Raw genomic sequence first — 24,202 nt, 5'->3', positions numbered from 1 at the left:
GGATCGGTATCAATAATGCGGAGGGGGTGGTTCGTCGGCGGCATCGGCATACAGCGTGCTGCGCACCTTGCCCAGGTCTTCGAGCAGATGGCGCAGCAGCGTGGCGTTGCGTTGGCTTTCGGCACGCGCCTCGGCCAACGCATCGCTCACCTCGGACAGCGCCTGTTCCTGAAAGGACAGGCGCGTCTCCAGCTCGATCAACCGGTTCTCCAGCAGTCGATCCTGGGTGGAGAAGTCATGTTTCACTGATCGAACGCCCGCGGCCGATGCCATAGTAAGCGAGGCCGAAGGTCTCGATTTCCTGCGGATCGTAGAGATTGCGGCCGTCGAACACCACCGCATCGCCGAGCAGTTCCTTCATCCGGGTGAAATCCGGGCTGCGGAACTGCTTCCACTCGGTGACCACGACCAGCGCATCGGCGCCTTCCAGCGCCGCGAAGGCGTCCTCGCAGAAACTGAGGTCGCCGCGCTCGCCGAAGATGCGCTTGGCTTCCTCGGTCGCCTCCGGATCGTAGGCACGCACCGTCGCCCCGGCCTCCCACAGCTGCGCCAGCAGGCGGCGGCTGGACGCGGCGCGCATGTCGTCGGTATTGGGCTTGAACGCCAGGCCCCACACCGCGAAGGTCTTGCCGGCCACGCTGGCGCCGCCGTAGTGGCGCTGGATCAACTCGTACAGATGGCCCTTCTGCGCCTCGTTGACCGCTTCCACCGCATCCAGCAGCTTGGCCTCGTGGCCGTACTGCTGCGCGGTGCGCGCCAGCGCCTGCACGTCCTTGGGGAAGCACGAGCCGCCGTAGCCGGCGCCCGGGTAGATGAAGTGCCAGCCGATGCGCGGATCCGAGCCGATGCCCTGGCGCACCTTCTCCACGTCGGCGCCGACCCGCTCGGCGATGTTGGCGATCTCGTTCATGAAACTGATCTTGGTCGCCAGCATCGCGTTGGCCGCGTACTTGGTCAGTTCGGCCGAACGCACGTCCATCTCCACGATGCGGTCGTGGTTGCGGTTGAACGGCGCGTACAGGCGGCGCAGGCGCGCGGCGGTGCCCGGCTTGCTGCTGCCGATCACGATCCGGTCCGGACGCATGCAGTCGGCGACCGCGTCGCCTTCCTTCAGGAATTCCGGATTGGACACCACGTCGAACTCGATCGTCTCGCCGCGCTTGTCCAGCTCGGCGGCGATCGCCGCGCGCACCTTGTCGGCGGTCCCGACCGGCACCGTCGACTTGTTGACCACCACGGTCGGTCCCTGGATGTGCTGGCCGATGGTGCGGGCCACCGCCAGCACGTACTGCAGATCGGCGCTACCGTCCTCGTCCGGCGGCGTGCCGACGGCGATGAACACGATATCTCCATGCGCGATGGCGCTGGCCGCATCGGTGGTGAAGAACAGCCTCCGTGCGGCGTGATTGGCCTTGACCATCGGCGAGAGGCCAGGCTCGTAGATCGGGACCACGCCCTTGTTGAGCCCATCCACTTTGGCTTGGTCGATGTCCACGCATACCACGTGATGGCCTACCTCGGCCAGACAGGTTCCGGTGACAAGCCCGACATAGCCGGTGCCGAATATCGCTACGCGCATGTAATCTCCTTTCGGTTATTGAAGGATGCCCAACAGTTCAACGTCGAAGGTGAGCATGGAATCCGGGCCGATCGGGCCGCCCGGCGTGCCCTGCGGGCCGTAGCCCAGGTTCGACGGAATCCAGAAACGGTACTTGGAGCCGACCGGCATCAACGCCACGCCCTCGCTCCAGCCCGGCACCACCTGGCTGAGCGAGAACTCGGCCGGCTGCCCGGTCTTGTACGAGCTGTCGAACACCTCGCCATTGAGCAGCTTGCCTTCGTAGTTCACCCGCACTTTGCTGGTCGGCATCGGCCGTTCGCCGCTGCCCTGGCGCAGCACCATGTACTGCAGGCCCGACGGCGTGGTGACCACGCCCTTCTGGGTCTTGTTCTGGGCCAGGAAGGCGTTGCCCTTCTCGCGATTCTCGGTCGACGCGGCGGCCTGCTTGGAGGCGCTGTAGGCCTGCAGCGTCGCGGCCGCCTGCTCCTGGGTCATCGCGGTGTCGCCCTTGGCGAACACGGTACGCACCGCGCCCATCAAGGTGGCCAGATCGATCTCGTTCTGGATCCGCGCCAGCGACGGGCCGACCGCGCGATCGCCGAGCATCAGGCCCACGTTCTGCTTGGACACCGGCGGCGGCTGGCTGCCCGGCGCCATGCCCGGGATCGGCTGCCCGGCGCGCGCGGCCATCTGCGTGCGCAATGCGGTGTCGGTGGCCTGCGCCTGCTCGTCGGACAGCAGCGGCTTGCCGCCCTTGAACGCGTTCTCGATCGCGCGCTGCATGGCGTCCAGGTCGATGTCCTGGGCGATCGGCTCGAACGAACGCGCCACATCCATGCCGATCGCGTAGCTGACCTTCTGCTTCTCGCTGCCCAGCGCCGCCGGCTTGGCCGCCGCCGGCGCCTGCGCGGACGCGGCGCCCGCGACCACCGCCATCCCCATCAACAGCGACGCTACGGCGCCGCGCATTCCCATCTTCATTCGCTACGTTCCTGGAAGTGAATTAGAGGCGCCGCCATGGCGCAGAGGCCGCATTGTCGCATGCGCGGCAACGATATCGACCCGGATTCAATGTGATCCCGGCTGCGCTTTCAGTTCGCGTTCGATGGCCGCACGCAAGGACGGATCGTCCGGCGCGATCTTGCTGGGGAACTGCGCGACCACGCGTCCGTCGCGCGCGATCAGATACTTGTGGAAGTTCCAGCCCGGCGCCACGCCGGTGGCCTTGGTCAGTTGCTGGTACAGCGGCGTCGCCTCGGCGCCGAGCACATGCACCTTCTCGAACATCGGGAACTTGACCCCGTAGGTCAGCGTGCAGAATTCCTGGATCTGCTTCTCCGATCCGGGCTCCTGCCCCTTGAAGTCGTTGGACGGGAAACCGAGCACGCTGAAACCCTGCGCGGCGTAGCGCTGCTGCAACTGCTCCAGGCCGTCGTACTGCGGGGTGAAGCCGCACTTGCTGGCGGTATTGACCACCAGCAGCACCTTGCCGCCGTAGGTCTTGTTCAGATTCACCTTGCCCTTGCCGGCCAGCGGACGGTAGTCCAGGTCCAGCAAGGAGGCCGCCCAGGCACTGCCGACGGTGCCGGCAGCGGCCAGGATCGCGAGGAAAAACAAACGCTTGGATAGTTTCATCAGGGCACCGTAAGAGGAAAAAAGAAACGCGCAGGCACTAGGCCATGAGTTGGGGCGATCGCTGTGTTGACATGACGTGTGACGGTGTTATAGTTAAATACAACACCACTCACCCAGAGCAGGGCCAACGATGAACCTCCAACGCATGCAGCGCAGCCTTCCGGCCATGGTCATCGTCGGCGCCCTGTTCTCGGTGAGCTGGGTCGGCGCCCAAGGCAGCCAGGGACGGTCGCCCGATTATGGCGCCAGCGAGCCGCAGGAAGACAGCCACGCCCCTCCCGCCGCGCCCGCGCCGGTGCGGCGGATGCGTGCATCGCTGTCGATGCCCTATTTCTCCTTCGCGCACACCCTGCGTCCACGGAGCTGACCATGAGCGATATCCAATGGAGCGATGGCGCTCCGATCTACCGCCAGCTGAAGGATCGCGTGATCGCGATGATGCTGGACGGCATCATCAAGCCCGGCGACGCGCTGCCCTCGGTGCGCCAGGTCGCCGCCGAATACCAGCTCAACCCGATCACCGTCTCGCGCGCCTACCAGGAACTGGCCGACGAGGCCCTGGTCGAGAAGCGCCGCGGGCTGGGCATGTTCATGACCGAGGAAGCGGCCAAGAAGCTGCGCGGCAGCGAACGCGACCGCTTTCTCAACGAAGAGTGGCCACTGGTGCTGGAACGGATCCAGCGCCTGGGCCTGACATTGGAAGACTTGTTGCCACCGGGGAAAACACCATGACTGCCGCTGTCGCCGCATCCGAATCCGTCGTCTCCGCGCGCTCGCTGCGCAAGACCTACAACCACAAGCCGGCGCTGGCCGATGCCTCCTTCGCGATCGCGCCGGGCCGCATCGTCGGCCTGATCGGCCCCAACGGCGCCGGCAAGACCACCGCGCTGAAAGCGGTGCTCGGCCTGACCGCGGTGGAGGGCGAACTGCGCGTGCTGGGCATGGACCCGCGCAAGCAGCGCAACGAGTTGATGAACGACGTGTGCTTCATCGCCGACGTGGCGGTGCTGCCGCGCTGGATGCGGGTGCGCGAGGCGATCGACTTCGTCGCCGGCGTGCATCCGCGCTTCGACCGCGCCAAGTGCGAGCGTTTCCTGGCCAACACCAAGCTCACCCCCAAGCTGCGCGTGCGCGAGATGTCCAAGGGCATGATCGTGCAGCTGCACCTGGCCCTGGTGATGGCCATCGACGCGCGCCTGCTGGTGCTCGACGAACCCACCCTAGGCCTGGACATCCTGTACCGCAAGGAGTTCTACCAGCGCCTGCTGGAGGACTACTTCGACGAACAGAAGACCATCGTCATCACCACCCACCAGGTCGAAGAGATCGAGCACATCCTCACCGACGTGCTGTTCATCCGCGACGGCCGCATCGTGCTCAGCGCCGACATGGAGCACATGGCCACGCGCTACACCGAGTTGCTGGTGCCGGCCGAGCGCATCGACGCGGCGCGCGCGCTGCAGCCGATCGACGAGCGCGGCCTGCCGTTCGGCAAGACCGTGTTCCTGTACGACGGCGTGCCGCAGGCGCAGCTGGCCGCGCTCGGCGAAACCCGCACTCCCGGCCTAGCCGACCTGTTCGTCGCCATCATGAAGGGGACCTACGCATGAACGCACCCGCAAAGTCCATCTCTGCCCTGACCACCTTCAAGTGGCTGCTGAAGCGCGAATACTGGGAAAACCGCGGCGGTTTCCTGTGGGCGCCGGTCATCGCCGGCAGCGTGATCACCGTGCTGTACGCGGTGCTCGCGCTGATCGGCACCGTGGCCGGCCGCGGCAACGATACCAACAGCATCAACTGGGACGGCGGCCCGCAAAAGGTCAACGAGATCATCGGCGCCGTGGGCGACGGCACCATGCTGGCCGGCGTGTTGCTGGCCTGCATCGTGCTGGGCTTCGTGGTGTTCTTCTACGCGCTGGGTTCGCTGTACGACGACCGCCGCGACCGCAGCGTGCTGTTCTGGAAGTCGCTGCCGCTGTCGGACTTGAACACGGTGCTGTCCAAGGCCGCCTGGGCGCTGCTGCTGGCGCCGATCGTGGCGATCGGCATCGGCTTGCTGATCGGCATCGCGCTGTGGGTGATCACCGCATTGACCCTGTCGGTCAACGGCGTGCAACAGAGCGGCGCCGTCTTCACCCACTCCCATCCGCTGCGCATCATCGGCGGCGTGCTGTCGAACCTGCCGATCTACGTGATGTGGTCGCTGCCGACCATCGGCTGGCTGATGCTGTGCTCGGCCTGGGCGCGTACCAAGCCGTTCCTGTGGGCGGTGCTGATCCCGGTCCTGGGCTGCGTGATGGCGAGCATGATGGGCATCCTGCCGATGCTGCACGTGAACCACAACGCCATCTGGTACACGGTGGTCTACCGCGGCCTGCTGAGCGTGCTGCCGGGCACCTGGCTGCCGGTGCTGAGCGAGAGCGCGCCGCCGGCGCAGATCGACGGCGCGCAGGACCTGGCCAACGCGATCCAGCTCAGCGATGCCTGGCGCATCTTCCAGAGCGCCGACATCTGGATCGGCGCGGCGGTCGGCGTGGCCTTCATCGTCGCGGCGATCTACCTGCGCCGCTGGCGCGACGAAGCCTGATCCGCACCGCTCTTTCTCTTTCCCGATTCCCTCTTTGCATATGGAGTTCACGATGATGCGCAAGACCTTGCTGCTGTCCGCGCTGCTGCTGGTACCGGCCCTGGCCCTGGCCGACGAATGCCGGCATTCGGAGCCACGCAACCTGAAACTGGACCTGGCCGGCGCCAAGAATGTGATCTTCGACGCGCAGCAGAACAACCTCAAGCTGACCGGCGCCAGCAGCGGCGCCGCGTTCGAACTGCGCGGTCGCGCCTGCGCCTCCGATGCGGACATGCTGAAGGAATTGACCGTGCGCCAGCGCCGCGAAGGCGACACGCTGATCGTGACCCTGCAGCACGACGGCAAGATCCACGGCATCAGCTCGGGCACCCGCTATGCCTACCTGGACCTGGCCGGCAGCGTGCCGAGTTCGCTGCCGGTGCAGTTGCGGCTGGGCTCCGGCGATGCCGACATCGGCGGCGTGGCCTCGCTCGACGCCACGGTCGGCTCCGGCGACCTGCATGCGCACGGCGTGCGCGGCGCGGTCAGCGCCACGGTGGGATCGGGCGACATCGAGCTGCGCGACATCGGCAGCCTCAGCCTGCCGACGCTGGGTTCGGGCGACGTCAAGGCGAGCCAGGTCGGCGGCGACGTCAAGATCGGCACCGTCGGCTCCGGCGACCTGACCGTGCACGGCGTGCGCGGCGCGGTGCAGATCGGCAGCATCGGCTCCGGCGATGCGCAGCTGCGCGACGTGACTGGCAGCGTGGCGCTGCAGTCGATCGGCTCCGGCGACCTGGAAGTCAGCGGCGTCGGCGGCAACCTCACCGTGGAGCGGGTCGGCAGCGGCGACATCCACCACAGCGGCGTGCGCGGCAGCGTCAACGTGCCCAAGCCGCGCTGAGCCGCGGCCTTCCCTTCTCGCTTCGACCGAGGACACACCCATGCAGCATCGTTCCCTGGCGCCAGCCGGCGTCGCCCTGATCGCGCTATTGGCCCTGGCCGCCTGCCAGCCCTCGACGCCGCAGTCCGACCGGACCACCAGCAACACGCCCAGCGCGCGCAGCCTGAGCTTCGACAACGGCGACATCACCCTGAAGGTGTCCGGGCAACCGCCGGCGACCATCACCCGTGCCGGCGACCTGCTGATCGACGGCAAGCCGGTCGCGGTCAGCGCCGAGCAGCACGCCTTGCTGGTGTCCTACCGCGCGCAACTCGGCGCGGTCGGCATGCAGGGCCTGGAAGTCGGCAAGCAAGGCGCCGCGCTCGGGGTGAAGGCGGCCGGCGATGCGCTGGCCGGGGTCATCAGCGGCAACACCGACCACGTCGGCGAGAACATCGAGGCGCAGGCCGAGAAGCTCAAGCAGGAAGCGCTGAAGATCTGCGCGCAGGTGGCGACGCTGCGCCAGGCGCAGGACACGCTGGCGCAGCAGCTGCCGGCATTCCGGCCCTATGCCAGCCTCGATGCCAGCGACATCAGCGACTGCGACAAATCGGTCAAGTAATTGCGGCGGTCCCGGCCTAAAATGGCCGGGACCCTCCTGCTCCGAATCGATCGATGAAGAAGACGCTAGTCGCCTGGTTTTTCCTGATCTCGCTGTGCCTGCTGCTGCTGGCGGCGTGCGGCGCGCGCGACGGCGCAGCCTCGTCCTCGCGCGCCGAACGCGGCAAGCCGCGCGTGTCGGTGGACAGCATGACCGTGATGCTGCGCCGCGCGCCGGCCGCCAACGCCTCGATCGGCCCCGACGGCAGCCTGCGCATCGACGACATCGAACTGCCGCTGCCGCAGGCGCAACGCACCCAGCTGCAACAGCTGTTCATGCACTTGCAGATGCAGCGCCAGCGCACCCTGGAAACCGCGGCGCCGGACCCGAACATGCGCTCGGTCGGCTTTGCCACCACGCCGGAAATCAGCACCCTGCAGAGCGCGGTGCTGCACGACATTCCGTCGCTGCAGCCGTACCAGGAAAGTTTCGGCAACCTGCAGGCGGAACGGCGCTGAAGTAGCTGGCGCCTGCCGCACACACGCCATCGGTCCTGGCCGCGGCGGTAACGATGGACGTGCAACGCCGGATCCTGTCGCGGCTGAAGCCGCTCCTGCAGTGCACCCGGACATTCCATCGCAGCTCCCCTGTAGGAGCGGCTTCAGCCGCGACAAGCACGGTGGCAAAGGTCCCTGCTTCGGATACCGTCGAGGCCGAAGCCCCTCCCACAGCGCATCCAGGTTGGCGATCCCATAGGGCTGTTGTGGGAGCGACTTAAGTCGCGACGCGCGAAGCTGTGAAGGTGCACGTTTCGGAACTTTGTTGCGGCTGACTGGCCGATCTGCCGGAGGCTCGTCCAGCGGCTCCGGTTTACGCCTCGTGCGACGGCCTGTCGGCTCCCTGGATCCGTTCCAAACGCGATACGCCATCCCCGCATGGCACGGCACCCGCCGCACCATGCGAGGCACCGCGCCTCAGCCGCCGCCGCCCGCGCCGGCGTGGATGCCGCCCTTGGTCAGCGCCGCCGGGTCGAGCAGCTTGCGCAGTTCGGCTTCGCCCAGGCCGCTGTCCTCCAGCGCGATCTCCAGCACCGGGCGGTTCTCCTTGTAGGCGCGCTTGGCGATCGCCGCCGCCTTTTCGTAGCCGATGATCGGATTCAGCGCGGTAACCAGGATCGGATTGCGGTCCAGGGTCTCGCGGACCCGATCCTCGCGCACCTTCAGCCCGGCGATCGCCGAATCGGCCAGCAGCCGCGACACGTTGGCCAGCAGGTTGATCGAATCCAGCAGGTTGGCCGCGATCAGCGGCAACGCCACGTTCAACTGGAAGTTGCCGGTCTGCCCGGCCACGGTGATCGCGGTGTGGTGGCCGATGACCTGCGCACAGACCATCACCGTGGCCTCGGGAATGACCGGATTGACCTTGCCCGGCATGATCGAGCTGCCCGGCTGCAGCGCCGGCAATTCGATCTCGCCGAGGCCGGCCAGCGGTCCGGCATTCATCCAGCGCAGGTCGTTGGCGATCTTGATCAGCGCCACCGCCAGCGCATTGAGCTGGCCGGACAGTTCCACCGCATCGTCCTGCGCCGCCAGGCCTTCGAACTTGTTGTCGGCGCTGTCGAACTTGCAGCCGGTCAGCGCGGACAGGGCCTTGGCCACCTTGCCGCCGAAGCGCGGATCGGCGTTGATCCCGGTGCCGATCGCGGTGCCGCCCAGCGGCAGCCGCCGCAGCCGCTTGAGACTGTCCTGCAGCCGCTCCTGCGCCGAGGCCAACTGCGCCGACCACGCGCCGAACTCCTGGCCGAAGGTCAGCGGCATCGCATCCATCAGGTGCGTGCGCCCGGTCTTGACCACCTTGTCCAGTTGCCTGGCGCGCTTGTCGATGACCTTGCGCAGGTGCTTCAACGCCGGCAGCAGTTGCTCCTGCGTGGCCAGCTGGGCGGAGACGCGGATCGCGGTCGGCACCACGTCGTTGGAACTCTGGCCGAGGTTGACGTGGTCGTTCGGATGCACCGCCGGCGCGCCCGGCTTGGCCGCGCGCGAGGCCAGCGTGGCGATGACCTCGTTGGCGTTCATGTTGGACGAGGTGCCCGAGCCGGTCTGGTAGATGTCGATCGGGAAATGCGCATCGTGCCTGCCGTCGGCCACCTCCAGCGCGGCCGCCTGCACCGCCTTGGCCACGGCCTTGGGCAGCAGCTCCAGGTCGGCGTTGACCCCGGCCGCGGCGGCCTTGATCAGGCCCAGCGCGCGGATGAAGCCGCGCGGCATCGGCTGCCCGGACACCGGAAAATTCTGCACCGCACGCTGGGTCTGGGCACCCCACAACGCCTCGGCCGGCACCTGCAACTCGCCCATGCTGTCGTGCTCGACCCTGAATTTGTCGCTCATTGCGCAATCTCCACATCTGCATAAGAGGAATTCCACCCGGCGCTGTCGCGAGGGACGTCCGGGAAGGCAGGCTGGCGGAGCTGCGGCTGGCGCAGGCATTATCCGCGGCGCAGCGCCCGGCGTCAGCAGTGTGCGCCAGCAGTTGTTAGCAAGGCCTGGAGGCGCGGCGCCGCGGCCGCATGGCGCTGCGGACGGAACGCATCACCGCCGCCACACCGCTGCCGGCATGCAGGCCTCGTCGGTGTCGGCGGCGTGGACATGCCCGCGCAGGAAATGAAGTGGCAGCCAGGCATGGGTCGGGCGCGCCTGGTGCAGGCGCACCTGGATCGAGCGCGGGAATCGGCCGGCGGCGGCGCCAATGCCTGGGCACTTCGGCAGCGCCCGGCGCGACATCGCCGCGCGGCCGCGCTCCCGATCCAGGCGCAGCGGCGGCCGCATGGCAACCGGCCGCCGCGATCTGCGATTACTGGCGGTTGCTCTGGAAGACCAGATCGTTGTACTTCTTCAGCAGCCGTCCCGGCGAGCCTTCCGGCGCCAGCGTCGGGTTGTCCAGCCAGCCCTGCTCCATGCTGCTGTACGGGGTCTTTTCCACGACCCGCTTGATCCGCGCCTTGCCTTCCTTGCGGAAGTTCTCCGCGGCGGTCTCGAAGCTGTTCCAGTCCAGCTTGCCCGGCTCCTGGTCGGCGACCTTGGCGTGCGCCTCGTCGGACAGCTTGTTGAAGCCATCGACCAGGCTGGTGGCCTTGTCCGTATCGAACGCGTCTTCCTGCAGCAGGGCGACGATCTCCTTGGCCTCGAGCATCATCGACAGCCGGTAGAACTCGCGGGTGCGGCCTTCGGCCTGCTCCATCGCCTTCAGCTGCTCACGCTGGGCGGCATCGTTCTGCGCGTCCAGCTCGTCGCTGAACGCCTGGCTCGCCTCGGCGAACTCGGACAGGGCCGCCATCAGCGGCGCATGCAGTTGCTTGCCCTTGGCGAACGCGTCGTCCTGATAGTCTTCGCGCTCGTAGTAATCGAAGACCTGGTTGCTCAACGGCTGCAGTGTCTTCAGCGCCGCCGCATAGCGCTTCGCGGCCGCATCCAGCGCCGGCAGCACGGGCTTGGCGGCAGCCGCCTGCACCATCGGCGCACCGCAGACCTTCATGTCGTACTCGTCGATCTTGGCCGGCCCGTACACGGTCGTTTCCTTGCCGGTCGGACCGGCGGCGGGATCCTTCATCCAGCGCACATAGGACTGGGCGCCGCGGTGGATGTCCGCATCGACCTTGTTGAAGCACTCGATATATGCGTTGAGCTTGCTGGTCAGCGCCGCGTCCGGATCGCTCGCGGCGTGGTCGGCAGGCGCCTTGCCGTCGGCCGGGGCGGCGGGAGTGGCCGACGGTTTGCCGCCGCAGGCGACCAGGAAAACGGAGACGGCAGCGGCCAGCGCAGCCAGGCGGAAGCGGGAATGCATAGGACGTCCCTGTTGAAAACGGTTACAGCCGCGCATTCTAGCAACACGCATTTGTCCTGCGCCAGCATGCGGACCGTCGCGGAACCAGGCTTCGGTCCGCCGCAGCGGCCGTGTCCGCACGCGCCCGCACGCTCGCCGATGTCCTGCGGCTGCCGGCACGGCATGGCCGGTGCGCGGCCGGCGTAGAATATCCGCCCCACCGCTGCCGCCCTGCCCCTGCCCATGTCGGATTCCGCCCTGCTCGCCCTGTCCCCGCTCGATGGCCGCTACGCCGGCAAGGTCGATGCCCTGCGGCCGATCTTCTCCGAATACGGCCTGATCAAGGCCCGGGTGAAGGTGGAAATCGAATGGCTGCTGGCGCTGGGCGCCGAACCGGGCATCGCCGAGCTGCCCGCGTTCTCGGCGGCCGCCACGCAGCGGCTGCGCGCGCTGGCCGATCGTTTCGGCGTCGAGCACGCGGCGCGGGTCAAGCAGATCGAACGCACCACCAACCACGACGTCAAGGCGGTGGAGTACTTCATCAAGGAGCAGCTCAAGGACGACGCCGAACTCGGCCCGGCGCTGGAGTTCGTGCATTTCGCCTGCACCAGCGAGGACATCAACAACCTCAGCTACGGACTGATGCTGGAGCAGGCGCGGCGCGAGGTGCTGCTGCCGACGCTGGACGGCGTGGTCGCCTCGCTGCGCGCGCTGGCCCATGCCCAGGCCGCGCAGCCGATGCTGTCGCGCACCCACGGCCAGACCGCCTCGCCGACCACGCTGGGCAAGGAGATCGCCAACGTCGTCGCGCGCCTGGAACGCCAGCGCCGGCAGATCGCCGCGGTCGAGCTGACCGGCAAGATCAACGGCGCGGTCGGCAACTACAACGCGCACGTGGCCAGCTATCCGGACGTGGACTGGCCGGCGTTCGCGCAGCGCTTCGTCGAAGGCCTGGGCCTGGTGTTCAACCCCTACACCACCCAGATCGAGCCGCACGACAACGTCGCCGAACTCGGCGATGCCACCCGTCGCGCCAACACCGTCCTGATCGACCTGGCCCGCGACATCTGGGGCTACATCTCGCTGGGCTACTTCAAGCAGAAGCTCAAGGAAGGCGAGGTCGGCTCCTCGACCATGCCGCACAAGGTCAACCCGATCGACTTCGAGAACGCCGAAGGCAACTTCGGCATCGCCAATGCGCTGTTCGAACATTTCAGCGCCAAGCTGCCGATCAGCCGCTGGCAACGCGACCTCACCGACTCCACCGTGCTGCGCGCGCTCGGCACCGCGTTCGGCCACAGCCAGATAGCGCTGGATTCGCTGGCCAAGGGCCTGGGCAAGCTGACCGTCAATCCCGAGCGCCTGGATGGCGACCTCGACGCCGCCTGGGAAGTGCTGGCCGAAGCCGTGCAGACGGTGATGCGCCGCCACGGCCTGCCCAACCCGTACGAGCAGCTGAAGGCGCTGACCCGCGGCCAGGGCATCACCGCCGCCTCGATGCAGGCCTTCGTCGAAACCCTGGAACTGCCCGAGGACGCCAAGCAACGCCTGCGCGCGCTGACCCCGGGCGGCTACACCGGCCTGGCCGAGCGCCTGGCGCGCGCGATCTGAGCCAGACGCGCCGGCCGCGCCCTCGCCGGCGCGGCGACGCTGCCTTCGAACCCCGACAAGGAAATATGCGATGACACGGAGTCTGTTTCTCTGCCTGCCGTTGCTGGCGTTGGCGGCCTGTACCCAGCAGCCCTCGCCCTCCGGCACCGAGGCCGCCGTTGCGACCCCACCTGCGGCGGCCGCGCCTGCCGCCGCCACCACGGCCGCGGCACCGATCGCGCCGGTGCCTGCAGTCCCCAGCATGTCGGCACAAGCGACCGGCGACGCGCAGGCCAGCGACCAGCCCAACGGCGAACGTCCGACGCTGATGGTGACCTCGACCAGCGGCACCATCGACTGCGACGGCCACAACCTGGACATCACCGGCCGCGATGCCAGTCTCGTGCTGCGCGGACAGTGCGGCACGATCGCGCTGCTGGGCGCGAACGGCACCTTGCAGATCGAGCATGCCGAAGGCGTGCGCGTGGTCGGCGACAACGCGCAGGTGGTCATGCGCAGCGACGCCAAGAGCGTCGAGCTGTTCGGCCGCCACGGCAACCTGCAGATGGGCCGCATCGAGGCGTTGGCGGTGCCGGGCGACGATAACCAGCTGCGCGCGGTCGCCATCGGGTCGGCGACCCTGCACGGCAGCAAGAACCGGCTCACCCAGCAAACCGGCAAGGCGCAGGTCCAGGACTACGGCCGCGACAACCAGATCGCCGGCAACTGAGCGTGCCGACGCCACGCGGCCGGGCCGCGCACCGCGCTCAGGTCCTGACGAAGATCTCCACGCGCCGGTTCAACTGCCGTCCGGCGGGATTGTCCTGGCCTTGCAACTGGTTCGGCGCCACCGGGCGCGATTCGCCGTAGCCCTTGGCGGACGCCTTCAGCGCCAGCCCGCGCGCCCTTAGCGCCTCGAGCACCGCCGCGGCACGGCGTTCGGACAAGACCTGGTTGTAGTCGTCGCTGCCTTTGCTGTCGGTATGCCCGCCCACTTCCAGGTCGCGCGCCTGCACGGTGCCGAGCGCGGTCGCCAGCGTGTCGAGCACCGTTGCGGCATCGGCGCGGATCTGCGACTTGTCGAAGTCGAACAGGACCCGGTCGTTCAAGGTGATCAGATAGCCGCATGGCGCGCCGGGCGGCGCGAACTTGCGCAGCGGCGGGAAGCGCCCGGCCGGCGGCACCTTGGGCAGCGGCGCCATCGCCACCTTGCGCCCGGGCGTGCCGATCATGCCGGTACCGTCGCCGTTGTTGCGGATCATTTCGTGCTCGCCGTTCCAGGTGCCGGAACCGTCGGCATTGATGGTCACCAGGCCTTCAGGGCCGTTCCAGGTGCCGCTGCCGTCGCCATTGTTCTGGATCAGGCCGCTGCCGCCGTTCCAGGTGCCTGCGCCCCTGCCGTCCAGCGTGATCAGGCCGGCCGGGCCGTTGTAGCTGCCCGATCCATCCGCCTGCACCCGCACGATCGCGTCCTCGCCGTCGCCGACCGTGCCGTTGATGGTGCCGCTGCCGTCGGCGTTGACCTGGACCAGGCCGCCCTCGAAGTTGGCCGTGCCGCTGCCGTCGGCATTGATCTTGAACAGGCCGTCCGCGCCGTTGCGCAGCAGATTGCCCTGCGCATCGACGCCGGTGATGCCGGCATCGTTGACCAGCACGCCATCGGTGCCGCAGCGCGCCGGCGCGATGCTGACGCCCTGGATCGGATCCAGCGCGCCCTTCATCGACGCTTCCAGCGCACGCTGCGCAGGCGTCACCCCGAGGATTTCCGGGACCACGATCAGCGGAATGGCCGGAAACTCCGGCATGTCCGCCGCAGCGGCGGCCGTGGTGTCGGGCGGGGCGGAGGCCTTGGCCGCGGCAGCTGCCGGCGCGGACGGCGTACCCGGCGTGTCCGCGGTCCCACACCCTGCCAGCAACAACGACGACAGCAAGATCGGCAGTGAACGCATTCCCTTCCCTCCTGGTCCTGAGGCGCGCACTTCAGCTTGCGCGCAGGCCGCTTGTCAAACCGGCGCCGCGCCGGCGGGCGAACCGCGACGGCATGGGCACGGCGCCCGCCGCGCCCGCAAGCACGCCGCCGCAGCCGCCGCCATGCGCACGGACAACGCAGCGTGCGGCGGGCTGGGCGACAATGGCGGCCATCGCCGGCCTCCACGTCGGCCTCGCCCCTGCCGGACCGCCTGCCCATGAACAAACCCGCCTCGTTCCCGATCGAAATCGACGCCACCCGGCAACTGCCGCTGGGCATGCCCGCCGCGCGCTTCCTGCGCGACTACTGGCACAAGCGCCCGCTGCTGATCCGCAACGCCTTCCCCGGCTTCGTCTCGCCGATCGAGCCGGGCGATCTGGCCGGCCTGGCCTGCGAAGAGGCCGCGCTGTCGCGGCTGATCGTGCACGACCGCGCAAACGACCGCTGGAGCGTGCGCAGCGGACCGTTCCAGGAAAGCGAATTCCCGGGGATGCCCGACCACGACTGGACCCTGCTGGTGCAGGACGTTGACAAATGGGACCCGGACATCCGCGCCCTGCTCGAGCAGTTCCGTTTCCTGCCGCGCTGGCGCGTGGACGACGTGATGGTCAGCTTCGCCGCCCCCGGCGGCTCGGTCGGCGCGCACGTGGACCACTACGACGTGTTCCTGCTGCAGGCGCACGGCCACCGCCGCTGGCAGATCGACGCCAGCGCGTCGATGGGCCGCGCGGCGCCGCCGACCGACTTCCGCGAGGACGTCGAGCTGAAGCTGCTGCGCCGCTTCAGGCCCACCCACGACTGGGTGCTCGGCCCCGGCGACATGCTGTACCTGCCGCCGCTGGTGCCGCACCACGGCGTCGCCGAAGACGCCTGCCTGACCTTCTCGGTGGGCACCCGCGCGCCGTCCTCGGCCGAACTGATCGGCGACTACCTGGACACCCTGATCGACGGCGCTGACGAGGCGCTGCGCTACCACGACGAGGACCTGCAGGTGCCGGCCGATCCGTACGAGATCGATGCGGCGGCGATGGGCCGCGTGGTCGAGGCGCTGAACGCGTTGCGCATGAACGATCCCGACCGCCTCGGCGCCTGGTTCGGCCGCTTCATCACCACCTATCGCGCCGCCGGCGAGATCCTGCCGCCGGCCAACCCGCCGGCGCCGCAGGAAGTGGCGGCGGCGCTGGAACAGGGCCTGGTCCTGCAGCGCCACCCGTGGGCGCGGCCGGCCTGGCGCCGGGCCACGCGCGGCGCCACCCTGTTCTGCAGCGGCCTGGAATTCGCCCTGCCGATCAAGGACGCGCGGCGCCTGGCCGCGGCCGAGCACCTCGACGGCGGCGACTACGCGGCGCTGTCCGCCGCCGGCCGCGAAACCTTGTTGCAGCTGGTCGAAGCCGGCTTCTACCAGCCGCTGGACGAGAGCGAGCACGGCGACGAGGATGCCGACGCGCACGACTGAGCCGCCCGCCATGCCCGCCGCCCCAGGCTTCCGCATCGAAACGCTCGACCCGGCCCGCCAGGCCGGGGAACTGCGCGCGCTGCGCGAGCAGGCCGGCCTGCCGACGCCTGCGGATGCGGATGCGGATGCGGCCGAGCAGGCGCTGGATGCGCTGAGCTACCACGTGCTGGCCCGCGCCGACGACGGCCAGCCGCTCGGCAGCGCACGGCTTGGCCCCGAGCAGCGCATCGGCTGCGTGGCGGTGCTGCCGGCCTGGCGCGGTCGCGGCGTCGGCAGCGCGCTGCTGGCCGCGTTGATCGAGGAAGCGCAGCGCCGACGCTGGCCGCGCCTGGAGCTGCAGGCGCCGCCGGCCACGCTCGATTTCTACGCCCGGCACGGCTTCCTGCCGGCCGGCGCGCGCGGCGCCGGCGCCGGCGGCGAACGGCAACCGATGCAACGGCTGCTCGGCGGCGCGGCCGCAGTGGAGGATGCGGCCGCGGCGATCGCGGCCAGCGCCGCGGTGGTCGCGCAGGCGCGGCGCCAGGTGCTGATCTACAGCCGCGCACTGGATCCGGGCCTGCTGGACAGCGCGCCGCTGCTCGCGCAACTGCGCCGCTTCGCGGTGGCCGCGCACGACAAGCAGGTGCGCGTGCTGCTGCACGATGCGGCCGCCCCGCAGCGCGCCGCCGCGCCGTTGCTGGCCCTGGCGCAACGCCTGCCCAGCGTGTTCCGCTTCCGCGAAGTGGTCGATCCGGTCGACCAGGGCTATGCCGCCGCGTACCTGGTCAACGACGGCGGCGGCTACTACTTCCGTGCGCTGGGTCACCGTTACGACGGCGAGACCGACCTGCTCGGCGGCGGCCGCGCGCGCCAGCTGCGCGAGGCGTTCGCCCGGGTCTGGGAGCGCTCGCGCGACTGCACCGAGCTGCGCGCGCTGGGCTGGTAGCGCCGCGCCGCCGCCGCCGATGACGCAATGAATGAACCCTGCGTAGCCCCTGTGTATCCGAAATGCACACCCCGGCTTGCGCATGGGGGTATAATTTTTTCGCTTGATTACGCCCGCGCAGGCCACGCGTCCGCCGGTTCCAACCGCAAGCCAACCCACAAAGCGACCCGACCCCACCATCGTGGACAATCTCCTAAAGCAGTTTGCGCAGTCATCGCAACTCGCCGGCGGCAATGCCGCCTATATCGAAGACCTGTACGAGCAGTACCTGGTCTCTCCCGACAGCATCGACCCCAAGTGGAAGACCTACTTCGACGGCTTCCAGGGCCGCGACGCCGGTGACGTTCCCCACTCGGCGGTCATCGCGCACATCGCCAGCGCAGCGCGCCAGGCCGCCAACAGCGGCACCAGCCCGGGCGGCGACGAGCGCGAACGCCATGTCGGCCGGCTGATCACCGCCTACCGCTCGCGCGGCCACCTCGGCGCCCGGCTCGATCCGCTGGGGCTGACCCCGCCGATCAATCCGCCGGACCTGGGCCTGCCGTTCCACAGCCTGTCGGAAAGCGACCTGGGCAGCGAGTTCAGCACCGGCGGCCTCGGCGGCCAGCCGCGGATGAAGCTGCGCGACCTGCTGGCGCGGCTGAAGGCGACCTACACCGGGTCGATCGGCAGCGAATTCATGCACATCCCCGAATTCGAGCAGCGCCAGTGGATCTACCAGCGGCTGGAGAACGCCGGCGGCAACATCGCCGGCGACGCCGACAGCCGCCGCCGCACGCTGGAGCGGATCACCGCCGCCGAAGGCCTGGAGCGCTACCTGCACACCAAGTACGTCGGCCAGAAGCGCTTCTCGCTGGAAGGCGGCGATGCGCTGATCCCGATGATGGACGTGGTGGTGCGCCGCGCCGGCGCCGATGCGGTCAAGGACATCGTGGTCGGCATGGCCCACCGCGGCCGCCTCAACGTGCTGGTCAACACCCTGGGCAAGAACCCGCGCAAGCTGTTCGACGAGTTCGAAGGCAAGTTCGAGCACGCCCACGACGACCGCGCCCACACCGGCGACGTCAAGTACCACATGGGCTTCTCCGCCGACGTGGCGGTGGCCGACGGCAATTCGGTGCACCTGGCGCTGGCGTTCAATCCCTCGCACCTGGAAATCGTCGACCCGGTCGTGGTCGGCAGCGTGCGTTCGCGCCAGGAGCGCTACGGCGACGCCGCGCGCAAGACGGTACTGCCGGTGGTGATCCACGGCGATGCCGCGTTCGCCGGCCAGGGCGTGGTGATGGAGCTGTTCCAGATGTCGCAGGCGCGCGGCTTCGCCGTCGGCGGCACCGTGCACATCGTCATCAACAACCAGATCGGCTTCACCACCAGCGCCCGCGACGACGCCCGCTCCACGCTGTACTGCACCGATGTGGCGAAGATGATCGGCGCGCCGGTGTTCCATGTGAACGGCGACGATCCGGACGCGGTGGCGTTCGTGGCCAACCTGGCCTACGACTTCCGCCAGCAGTTCAAGAAGGACGTGGTCATCGACCTGGTCTGCTACCGCCGCTGGGGCCACAACGAGGCCGACGAGCCGGCGGCGACGCAGCCGGTGATGTACCAGACCATCCGCAAGCACAAGACCACCCGCGAACTGTATGCCGCGCAGCTGGAAAGCGAGGGCGTGATCCAGTCGGGCGAGGCGCAGGCGCTGGTCGACAGCTACCGCAACAAGCTCGATTCGGGCGAATACACCACCGAGCTGGCGACCCGCAAGCCGGACGAGTTCGCCATCGACTGGAGCAACTACCTGTCCGGCAAGCTCGCCGACAAGGTCGACACCACGGTCAAGCGCAAGACCCTGGACCAGCTGGCCAAGATCATCACCACGATCCCGGCCGGCGTGGAGCTGCATCCGCGCGTGGCCAAGATCTACGACGACCGCGTGAAGATGGCCGCCGGCGACCTGCCGGGCGACTGGGGCTTCGCCGAGAACCTGGCCTACGCCACCCTGCTCGGCGAGGGCCACAAGCTGCGCCTGGTCGGCCAGGACGCCGGCCGCGGCACGTTCTTCCACCGTCACGCGATCCTGCACGACCAGAAGACCGACAGCTACTACCTGCCGCTGCGCCAGCTGGTCGAGAACCCGGAAGACGCCACCGTGATCGACTCGCTGCTCAGCGAGGAAGCGGTGATGGGCTTCGAGTACGGCTACTCGACCACCGACCCCAATGCGCTGTGCATCTGGGAAGCGCAGTTCGGCGATTTCGCCAACGGCGCGCAGGTGGTGATCGACCAGTTCATCGCCGCCGGCGAAGCCAAGTGGGGCCGCATCAGCGGGCTGTCGCTGTTCCTGCCGCACGGCTACGAAGGGCAAGGCCCGGAGCACAGCTCCGCGCGCCTGGAGCGCTTCCTGCAGCTGTGCGCGCTGGAGAACATGCTGGTCTGCGTGCCGACCACCCCGGCGCAGTGCTTCCACATGATCCGCCGGCAGATGCGCATGACCACGCGCAAGCCGCTGGTGGTGATGACGCCCAAGTCGCTGCTGCGCCACAAGCTGGCGGTGTCGACGCTGGAGGAACTGGCCGACGGCGAGTTCCAGCACCTGATCCCGGATGCGAAGGCCGATCCGAAGCAGGTCAAGCGCGTCGTGGCCTGCTCGGGCAAGGTCTACTACGACCTGCTCGAGGACCAGACCAAGCGTGGCCAGGACGACGTCGCCCTCCTGCGCGTGGAGCAGCTGTACCCGTTCCCGCGCGAGCTGCTGGCCGCGGAGCTGAAGCGCTACGGCAACGCCACCGACCTGGTCTGGTGCCAGGAAGAACCGCAGAACCAGGGCGCCTGGTACCAGATCAAGCACCACCTGCAGGCCTGCCTGGCCGACGGGCAAAGCCTGCACTACGCCGGCCGCCCGCGCTCGCCGTCTCCCGCTGCCGGCCATTTCGCCGAGCATCTGGAAGAGCAGCTGAAGCTGGTCGCCGACGCGCTATTGAATCCGTTCAACGACCAAGTCGCTGAATAAACCTCCTTCCCCTTCAAAAGACCCACTAGGACGCCCTCTGCAATGGCCACCGAAGTCAAAGTTCCGGTACTGCCCGAATCCGTATCCGATGCCACCATCGCCAGCTGGCACAAGAAAGCCGGCGACGCGGTCAAGCGCGACGAGAACCTGGTGGACCTGGAGACCGACAAGGTCGTATTGGAAGTGCCCTCCCCGGTCGACGGCGTACTGAAGGAGATCAAGTTCGAGGCCGGCGCCACCGTGACCAGCTCGCAGATCCTGGCGATCATCGAGGAAGGCGCGACCGCCGCCGCGGCTCCGGCCGAGGCCAAGGTCGCCGACGCACCGAAGGCGGAGGCGCCGAAGGCCGCCGCTGCCGAAGCGCCGAAGGCCGCCAAGGTCGAATCGGCCAAGGCCGCCGGCGACGTCTCCAGCCTGCCCCCGGGCGCACGTTTCTCGGCGATCACCGAGGGCGTGGATCCGGCCCAGGTCGACGGCACCGGCCGCCGCGGCGCGGTGACCAAGGAAGACATCCTCAACTACGCCAAGAACGGCGGCGCCGGCAAGGCTGCCGGCGCGCGTCCGGAAGAGCGCGTGGCGATGACCCGCGTGCGCAAGCGCATCGCCGAGCGCCTGATGCAGTCGAAGAACTCGACCGCGATGCTGACCACCTTCAACGAGGTCAACCTGGCCAAGGTCTCGGCCGCGCGCAAGGAGCTGCAGGACGAGTTCCAGAAGGCCCACGGCATCAAGCTCGGCTTCATGAGCTTCTTCGTCAAGGCCGCCGCCAACGCGCTGCAGCGCTTCCCGCTGGTCAACGCCTCGATCGACGGCGAAGACATCATCTATCACGGCTACAGCGACATCTCGATCGCGGTCTCGACCGAGAAGGGCCTGGTCACGCCGGTGCTGCGCAACGTCGAGCGGCAGTCGTTCGCCGACATCGAGAAGGGCATCGCCGACTACGCCAAGAAGGCGCGCGACGGCAAGCTGAGCCTGGAAGAACTGCAGGGCGGCACCTTCACCGTGACCAACGGCGGCACCTTCGGCTCGCTGCTGTCGACCCCGATCATCAACCCGCCGCAGAGCGCGATCCTGGGCATGCACGCGATCAAGGAGCGTCCGATCGCCGAGAACGGCCAGGTCGTGATCGCGCCGATGATGTTCCTGGCGCTGTCCTACGACCACCGCATCATCGACGGCAAGGACTCGGTGCAGTTTCTGGTCGACATCAAGAACCAGCTGGAAAACCCGGGCCGGATGCTGTTCGGTCTGTAAGAGCCGGGAATCGGGAATGGAGAGCGGGGAATGGGACAAGCGCCCACTTCCCCGCCCTGTTCCCGCCTGGACCTGGATGGGAGGCGGCAGGCGCATGCGCTTTTGCGATTCCCCATTCCCTCTTCCCCATTCCCGTGTGAGCAAATGAAATGAGCGAACAATTCGACGTCGTCGTCATCGGTGCCGGTCCGGCCGGTTATCACGCTGCAATCCGCGCCGCACAGCTGGGCATGAAGGTCGCCTGCATCGATGCGGCGCTGGGCAAGGACGGCAAGCCCGCCCTCGGTGGCACCTGCCTGCGCGTGGGCTGCATCCCGTCCAAGGCGCTACTGGATTCCTCGCGCCAGTTCTGGAACATGGGCCATCTGTTCGGCGAGCACGGCATCAGCTTCAAGGACGCCAAGATCGACGTCGAGGCGATGGTCGGGCGCAAGGACAAGATCGTCAAACAGTTCACCGGCGGCATCGCGATGCTGTTCAAGGCGAACAAGATCACCCCGTACTACGGCTTCGGCGAGCTGCAGGCGGGCAACGTGGTCAAGGTCAAGCAGCACGACGGCAGCGTCGTCGAGCTCAAGGGCACCAACGTGATCCTCGCCGCCGGTTCGGATTCGATCGAACTGCCGTTCGCCAAGTTCGACGGCGCCACCATCGTCGACAACGTCGGCGCGCTCGACTTCAGCGAAGTGCCCAAGCGCCTGGCGGTGATCGGCGCCGGCGTGATCGGCCTGGAGCTGGGCAGCGTGTGGAAGCGCCTGGGCGCCGAGGTCACCATTCTCGAGGCGCTGCCGGACTTCCTGGCCCTGGCCGATGCCGAAGTGGCCAAGACCGCGCTGAAGGAATTCAAGAAGCAGGGCCTGGACATCAAGCTGGGCGCCAAGGTCTCCAAGACCGAGGTCACCGGCAAGGGCAAGAAGCAGGAAGTCGTCGTCACCTATGCCGATGGCGAAGGCGAGAAGAGCCTGACTGTGGACAAGCTGCTGGTGGCCGTGGGCCGCCGCGCCGCGACCAAGGGCCTGCTGGCCGAAGGCACCGGGGTCAAGGTCAACGAGCGCGGCCAGATCGAGGTCGATGCGCATTGCCACACCGGCGTCGACGGCGTGTGGGCGATCGGCGACTGCGTGCGCGGGCCGATGCTGGCGCACAAGGGCTTCGAGGAAGGCATCGCGGTCGCCGAACTGATCGCCGGCCTGCCCGGCCACGTCAACTTCGACACGATTCCGTGGGTCATCTACACCGAGCCGGAAATCGCCTGGGTCGGCAAGACCGAGCAGCAGCTCAAGGCCGAGGACGTGCCGTACAAGACCGGCAGCTTCCCGTTCGCGGCGATCGGCCGCGCGGTGGCGATGGGCGAGCCGGCCGGCTTCGTCAAGGTCATCGCGCATGCCGAGACCGACCGCGTGCTCGGCCTGCACCTGGTCGGCGTCGGCGTCTCCGAACTGGTCCACGAAGGCGTGCTGGCGATGGAGTTCAACGGCTCGGCCGACGACCTGGCGCGCATCTGCCACGCCCACCCGACCCTGTCCGAAGCGATCCACGACGCCGCGATGGCGGTGAACAAGCGCGCCATCCACAAGGCCAATTAAAGCCGGGAATCGGGAGTCGGGATTGGGGATTCGCAAAAGCGGCGGCCCCATCCCGCATCGTTCCGGCAATGGCATAGCGCCGGGCGAAAGCCCGGCGTTGTGCTTTGCGGATAACCGCAAAATACTGAAGCAGTCGACCCACGACGCTTGTCCTGCTCCCAGCACCGTGAACGCTCACGCATGCAACACCCCGCTTTTACGAATCCCCAATCCCGAATCCCCAATCCCATGAAAAGCATCTGCGTCTATTGTGGTTCCAACGCCGGCAACAAACCCGCCTACGCCGAGCGCGCCACCGCGCTGGGCACGCGCATCGCCGAGCAGGGCCTGCGCCTGGTCTACGGCGGCGGCAACGTCGGACTGATGGGCACCGTGGCCAATGCGGTGCTCGCCGCCGGCGGCCAGGTCACCGGGGTGATCCCCAAGCAGTTGGCCGACTGGGAAGTGGCGCACCGCGGCCTCACCGAACTGGAAATCGTCGGCTCCATGCACGAGCGCAAGTCGCGCATGTTCGACCTGTCCGACGGCTTCATCGCCCTGCCCGGCGGCTTCGGCACGATGGAAGAGATCTTCGAGATGCTGACCTGGCGCCAGCTCGGCATCGGCAACAAGCCCTGCGCGTTCCTGGACGTGGAAGCGTTCTACGCCCCGCTGATCGGCATGATCGACCGCATGGTCGCCGAACGCTTCCTGCACCCGGACCAGCGCGCCGACCTGTGGTACGGCGACGACATCGACACGATGCTGGCCTGGATGCACGACTACACCCCGGCGCAGGCGTCGAAGTGGATCGACGAAAAGCGCCGCAACGCGCTGCGCTGAAACCCACCGCTCTTAACCAGCCGCTCTCAGGGCGCGTGGCGACGCGCCCTGCATCGCCGGCAGAGGTTTCAGTCCCGAGAAGCCGCACAGTCCGCCGCATGCGGGCGATGTCTGTCGCGGCTGAAGCTGCTCCTACAGGGACGTCGGAGCGCCGGTCGGCGCGCTGTGGACGGGCCTCAGCCCCGAGCCGACCGAATCGAAGCCTGCAGATTCCCCACTACGTTCGTCGCGACTGAAGTCGCTCCCACAAGGGGCTTCAGCCGGGCTAGCCGCTGTTGCTGCTGTTGCTGCTGTTGCTGTTGCTGCCGTTGCTGTTGCTGTTGCTTTTGATTTACCGGGTTCCCTTCCGCAGCGGCGGCCATGGCGGGGAAAAACCCGAAGGGCGGCGCACATGGATGTGCGCCGTTCGCGGCAGGGGCAGGATGCCCCTTCCGCGAATCCCCGTCATGGACGCGGACCTGTAGCGCGCAGCGCGGAAGGCGCAAGGCAGGGCGTGCTTTCTTTTGGTTACTTTTCTTTGCACGA

General features: G+C 68.1%; 24 protein-coding genes. 16 read left to right on the top strand and 8 right to left on the bottom strand.

Annotated elements, in window-relative coordinates; all coding sequences use genetic code 11:
• Positions 1 to 9: 9 nt before the first annotated feature.
• The 4 genes from JR064_RS03795 to JR064_RS03780 form a co-directional block, all read right to left on the bottom strand.
• On the bottom strand, positions 10 to 273 hold the full coding sequence (locus JR064_RS03795) for a SlyX family protein (RefSeq protein ID WP_047325588.1): 264 nt from the start codon (positions 271 to 273) through the stop codon (positions 10 to 12).
• The gene (locus JR064_RS03790) at positions 236 to 1,579 is read right to left on the bottom strand and encodes a UDP-glucose dehydrogenase family protein (RefSeq protein WP_206228857.1); all 1,344 of its coding nucleotides are present in this window, start codon (positions 1,577 to 1,579) and stop codon (positions 236 to 238) included. The genes JR064_RS03795 and JR064_RS03790 overlap by 38 nt, the downstream gene beginning before the upstream one ends.
• Positions 1,580 to 1,594: 15 nt before the next feature.
• Positions 1,595 to 2,542, bottom strand: a complete 948-nt coding sequence (locus JR064_RS03785; protein WP_179565110.1) for an FKBP-type peptidyl-prolyl cis-trans isomerase — start codon at positions 2,540 to 2,542, stop codon at positions 1,595 to 1,597.
• Positions 2,543 to 2,629: 87 nt separating this feature from the next.
• Positions 2,630 to 3,196, bottom strand: a complete 567-nt coding sequence (locus tag JR064_RS03780) for a glutathione peroxidase (protein ID WP_241092836.1) — start codon at positions 3,194 to 3,196, stop codon at positions 2,630 to 2,632.
• A gap of 130 nt (positions 3,197 to 3,326) precedes the next feature.
• Between JR064_RS03780 and JR064_RS03775 the strand changes: the two genes are divergently transcribed.
• The 7 genes from JR064_RS03775 to JR064_RS03745 are packed head-to-tail and all read left to right on the top strand — an operon-like array spanning position 3,327 to position 7,764.
• On the top strand, positions 3,327 to 3,563 hold the full coding sequence (locus tag JR064_RS03775; RefSeq protein WP_009603375.1) for a hypothetical protein: 237 nt from the start codon (positions 3,327 to 3,329) through the stop codon (positions 3,561 to 3,563).
• A gap of 2 nt (positions 3,564 to 3,565) precedes the next feature.
• Entirely contained in the window at positions 3,566 to 3,928 is a 363-nt protein-coding gene (locus JR064_RS03770; RefSeq protein ID WP_046980357.1) for a GntR family transcriptional regulator, read from the top strand.
• Positions 3,925 to 4,806, top strand: a complete 882-nt coding sequence (locus JR064_RS03765; RefSeq protein ID WP_206228856.1) for an ABC transporter ATP-binding protein — start codon at positions 3,925 to 3,927, stop codon at positions 4,804 to 4,806. The genes JR064_RS03770 and JR064_RS03765 overlap by 4 nt, the downstream gene beginning before the upstream one ends.
• Complete coding sequence (locus tag JR064_RS03760) at positions 4,803 to 5,783, top strand: ABC transporter permease (RefSeq protein ID WP_179565112.1); 981 nt, start codon at positions 4,803 to 4,805, stop codon at positions 5,781 to 5,783. Before JR064_RS03765 ends, JR064_RS03760 begins: the two co-directional genes overlap by 4 nt.
• Before the next feature lie 55 nt (positions 5,784 to 5,838).
• Entirely contained in the window at positions 5,839 to 6,666 is an 828-nt protein-coding gene (locus tag JR064_RS03755) for a GIN domain-containing protein (protein WP_179565656.1), read from the top strand.
• A gap of 40 nt (positions 6,667 to 6,706) precedes the next feature.
• Positions 6,707 to 7,267, top strand: a complete 561-nt coding sequence (locus JR064_RS03750; protein ID WP_206228855.1) for a DUF2884 family protein — start codon at positions 6,707 to 6,709, stop codon at positions 7,265 to 7,267.
• Positions 7,268 to 7,320: 53 nt separating this feature from the next.
• On the top strand, positions 7,321 to 7,764 hold the full coding sequence (locus JR064_RS03745; protein ID WP_206228854.1) for a hypothetical protein: 444 nt from the start codon (positions 7,321 to 7,323) through the stop codon (positions 7,762 to 7,764).
• 456 nt (positions 7,765 to 8,220) lie between these two features.
• Here JR064_RS03745 and JR064_RS03740 read toward each other — a convergent pair whose 3' ends face one another.
• From JR064_RS03740 to JR064_RS03730, 3 genes are all read right to left on the bottom strand, one after another.
• Positions 8,221 to 9,633, bottom strand: coding sequence for a class II fumarate hydratase (locus JR064_RS03740; protein ID WP_206228853.1), 1,413 nt, complete (start codon positions 9,631 to 9,633; stop codon positions 8,221 to 8,223).
• A 201-nt stretch (positions 9,634 to 9,834) separates the two neighbouring features.
• Entirely contained in the window at positions 9,835 to 10,071 is a 237-nt protein-coding gene (locus tag JR064_RS03735; protein WP_206228852.1) for a hypothetical protein, read from the bottom strand.
• A 25-nt stretch (positions 10,072 to 10,096) separates the two neighbouring features.
• Positions 10,097 to 11,086, bottom strand: a complete 990-nt coding sequence (locus tag JR064_RS03730; protein ID WP_206228851.1) for a YiiG family protein — start codon at positions 11,084 to 11,086, stop codon at positions 10,097 to 10,099.
• A 222-nt stretch (positions 11,087 to 11,308) separates the two neighbouring features.
• On the opposite strand from JR064_RS03730, the gene purB reads away from it, so the two are divergent.
• Positions 11,309 to 12,676 (top strand): adenylosuccinate lyase, encoded by a 1,368-nt coding sequence (purB, locus tag JR064_RS03725; protein WP_206228850.1) that lies wholly within the window; start codon positions 11,309 to 11,311, stop codon positions 12,674 to 12,676.
• 70 nt (positions 12,677 to 12,746) lie between these two features.
• Complete coding sequence (locus JR064_RS03720) at positions 12,747 to 13,385, top strand: DUF3060 domain-containing protein (RefSeq protein ID WP_206228849.1); 639 nt, start codon at positions 12,747 to 12,749, stop codon at positions 13,383 to 13,385.
• 37 nt (positions 13,386 to 13,422) lie between these two features.
• Here JR064_RS03720 and JR064_RS03715 read toward each other — a convergent pair whose 3' ends face one another.
• Positions 13,423 to 14,604 carry an OmpA family protein gene (locus JR064_RS03715; RefSeq protein WP_206228848.1) on the bottom strand — a complete coding sequence of 394 codons (1,182 nt, stop codon included), beginning with the start codon at positions 14,602 to 14,604 and terminating at the stop codon, positions 13,423 to 13,425.
• Between the two features lie 237 nt (positions 14,605 to 14,841).
• Here JR064_RS03715 and JR064_RS03710 point away from each other — a divergent pair, with 237 nt between their 5' ends.
• The 7 genes from JR064_RS03710 (at position 14,842) to JR064_RS03680 (ending at position 24,141) form a co-directional block, all read left to right on the top strand.
• Positions 14,842 to 16,080, top strand: coding sequence for a ribosomal protein uL16 3-hydroxylase (locus JR064_RS03710; RefSeq protein ID WP_206228847.1), 1,239 nt, complete (start codon positions 14,842 to 14,844; stop codon positions 16,078 to 16,080).
• A gap of 10 nt (positions 16,081 to 16,090) precedes the next feature.
• Positions 16,091 to 17,005 (top strand): GNAT family N-acetyltransferase, encoded by a 915-nt coding sequence (locus JR064_RS03705; RefSeq protein WP_206228846.1) that lies wholly within the window; start codon positions 16,091 to 16,093, stop codon positions 17,003 to 17,005.
• A 181-nt stretch (positions 17,006 to 17,186) separates the two neighbouring features.
• The gene (locus JR064_RS03700; protein WP_179565127.1) at positions 17,187 to 20,012 is read left to right on the top strand and encodes a 2-oxoglutarate dehydrogenase E1 component; all 2,826 of its coding nucleotides are present in this window, start codon (positions 17,187 to 17,189) and stop codon (positions 20,010 to 20,012) included.
• A 42-nt stretch (positions 20,013 to 20,054) separates the two neighbouring features.
• On the top strand, positions 20,055 to 21,269 hold the full coding sequence (gene sucB, locus JR064_RS03695; RefSeq protein ID WP_206228845.1) for a dihydrolipoyllysine-residue succinyltransferase: 1,215 nt from the start codon (positions 20,055 to 20,057) through the stop codon (positions 21,267 to 21,269).
• Positions 21,270 to 21,418: 149 nt separating this feature from the next.
• A complete protein-coding gene (gene lpdA, locus JR064_RS03690; protein WP_206228844.1) occupies positions 21,419 to 22,855 on the top strand; it encodes a dihydrolipoyl dehydrogenase in 1,437 nt (478 codons plus the stop codon).
• A gap of 228 nt (positions 22,856 to 23,083) precedes the next feature.
• Complete coding sequence (locus tag JR064_RS03685; RefSeq protein WP_206228843.1) at positions 23,084 to 23,677, top strand: LOG family protein; 594 nt, start codon at positions 23,084 to 23,086, stop codon at positions 23,675 to 23,677.
• A 275-nt stretch (positions 23,678 to 23,952) separates the two neighbouring features.
• Entirely contained in the window at positions 23,953 to 24,141 is a 189-nt protein-coding gene (locus JR064_RS03680; RefSeq protein ID WP_241092835.1) for a hypothetical protein, read from the top strand.
• Positions 24,142 to 24,202 lie beyond the last annotated feature (61 nt).

Origin of the sequence: Xanthomonas bonasiae, from assembly GCF_017163705.1 — a bacterium.
Lineage (GTDB): Bacteria > Pseudomonadota > Gammaproteobacteria > Xanthomonadales > Xanthomonadaceae > Xanthomonas_A > Xanthomonas_A bonasiae.
The sequence above is the reverse complement of the archived record's forward strand: the minus strand, read 5'-3'. Positions and strand labels throughout refer to the sequence as shown.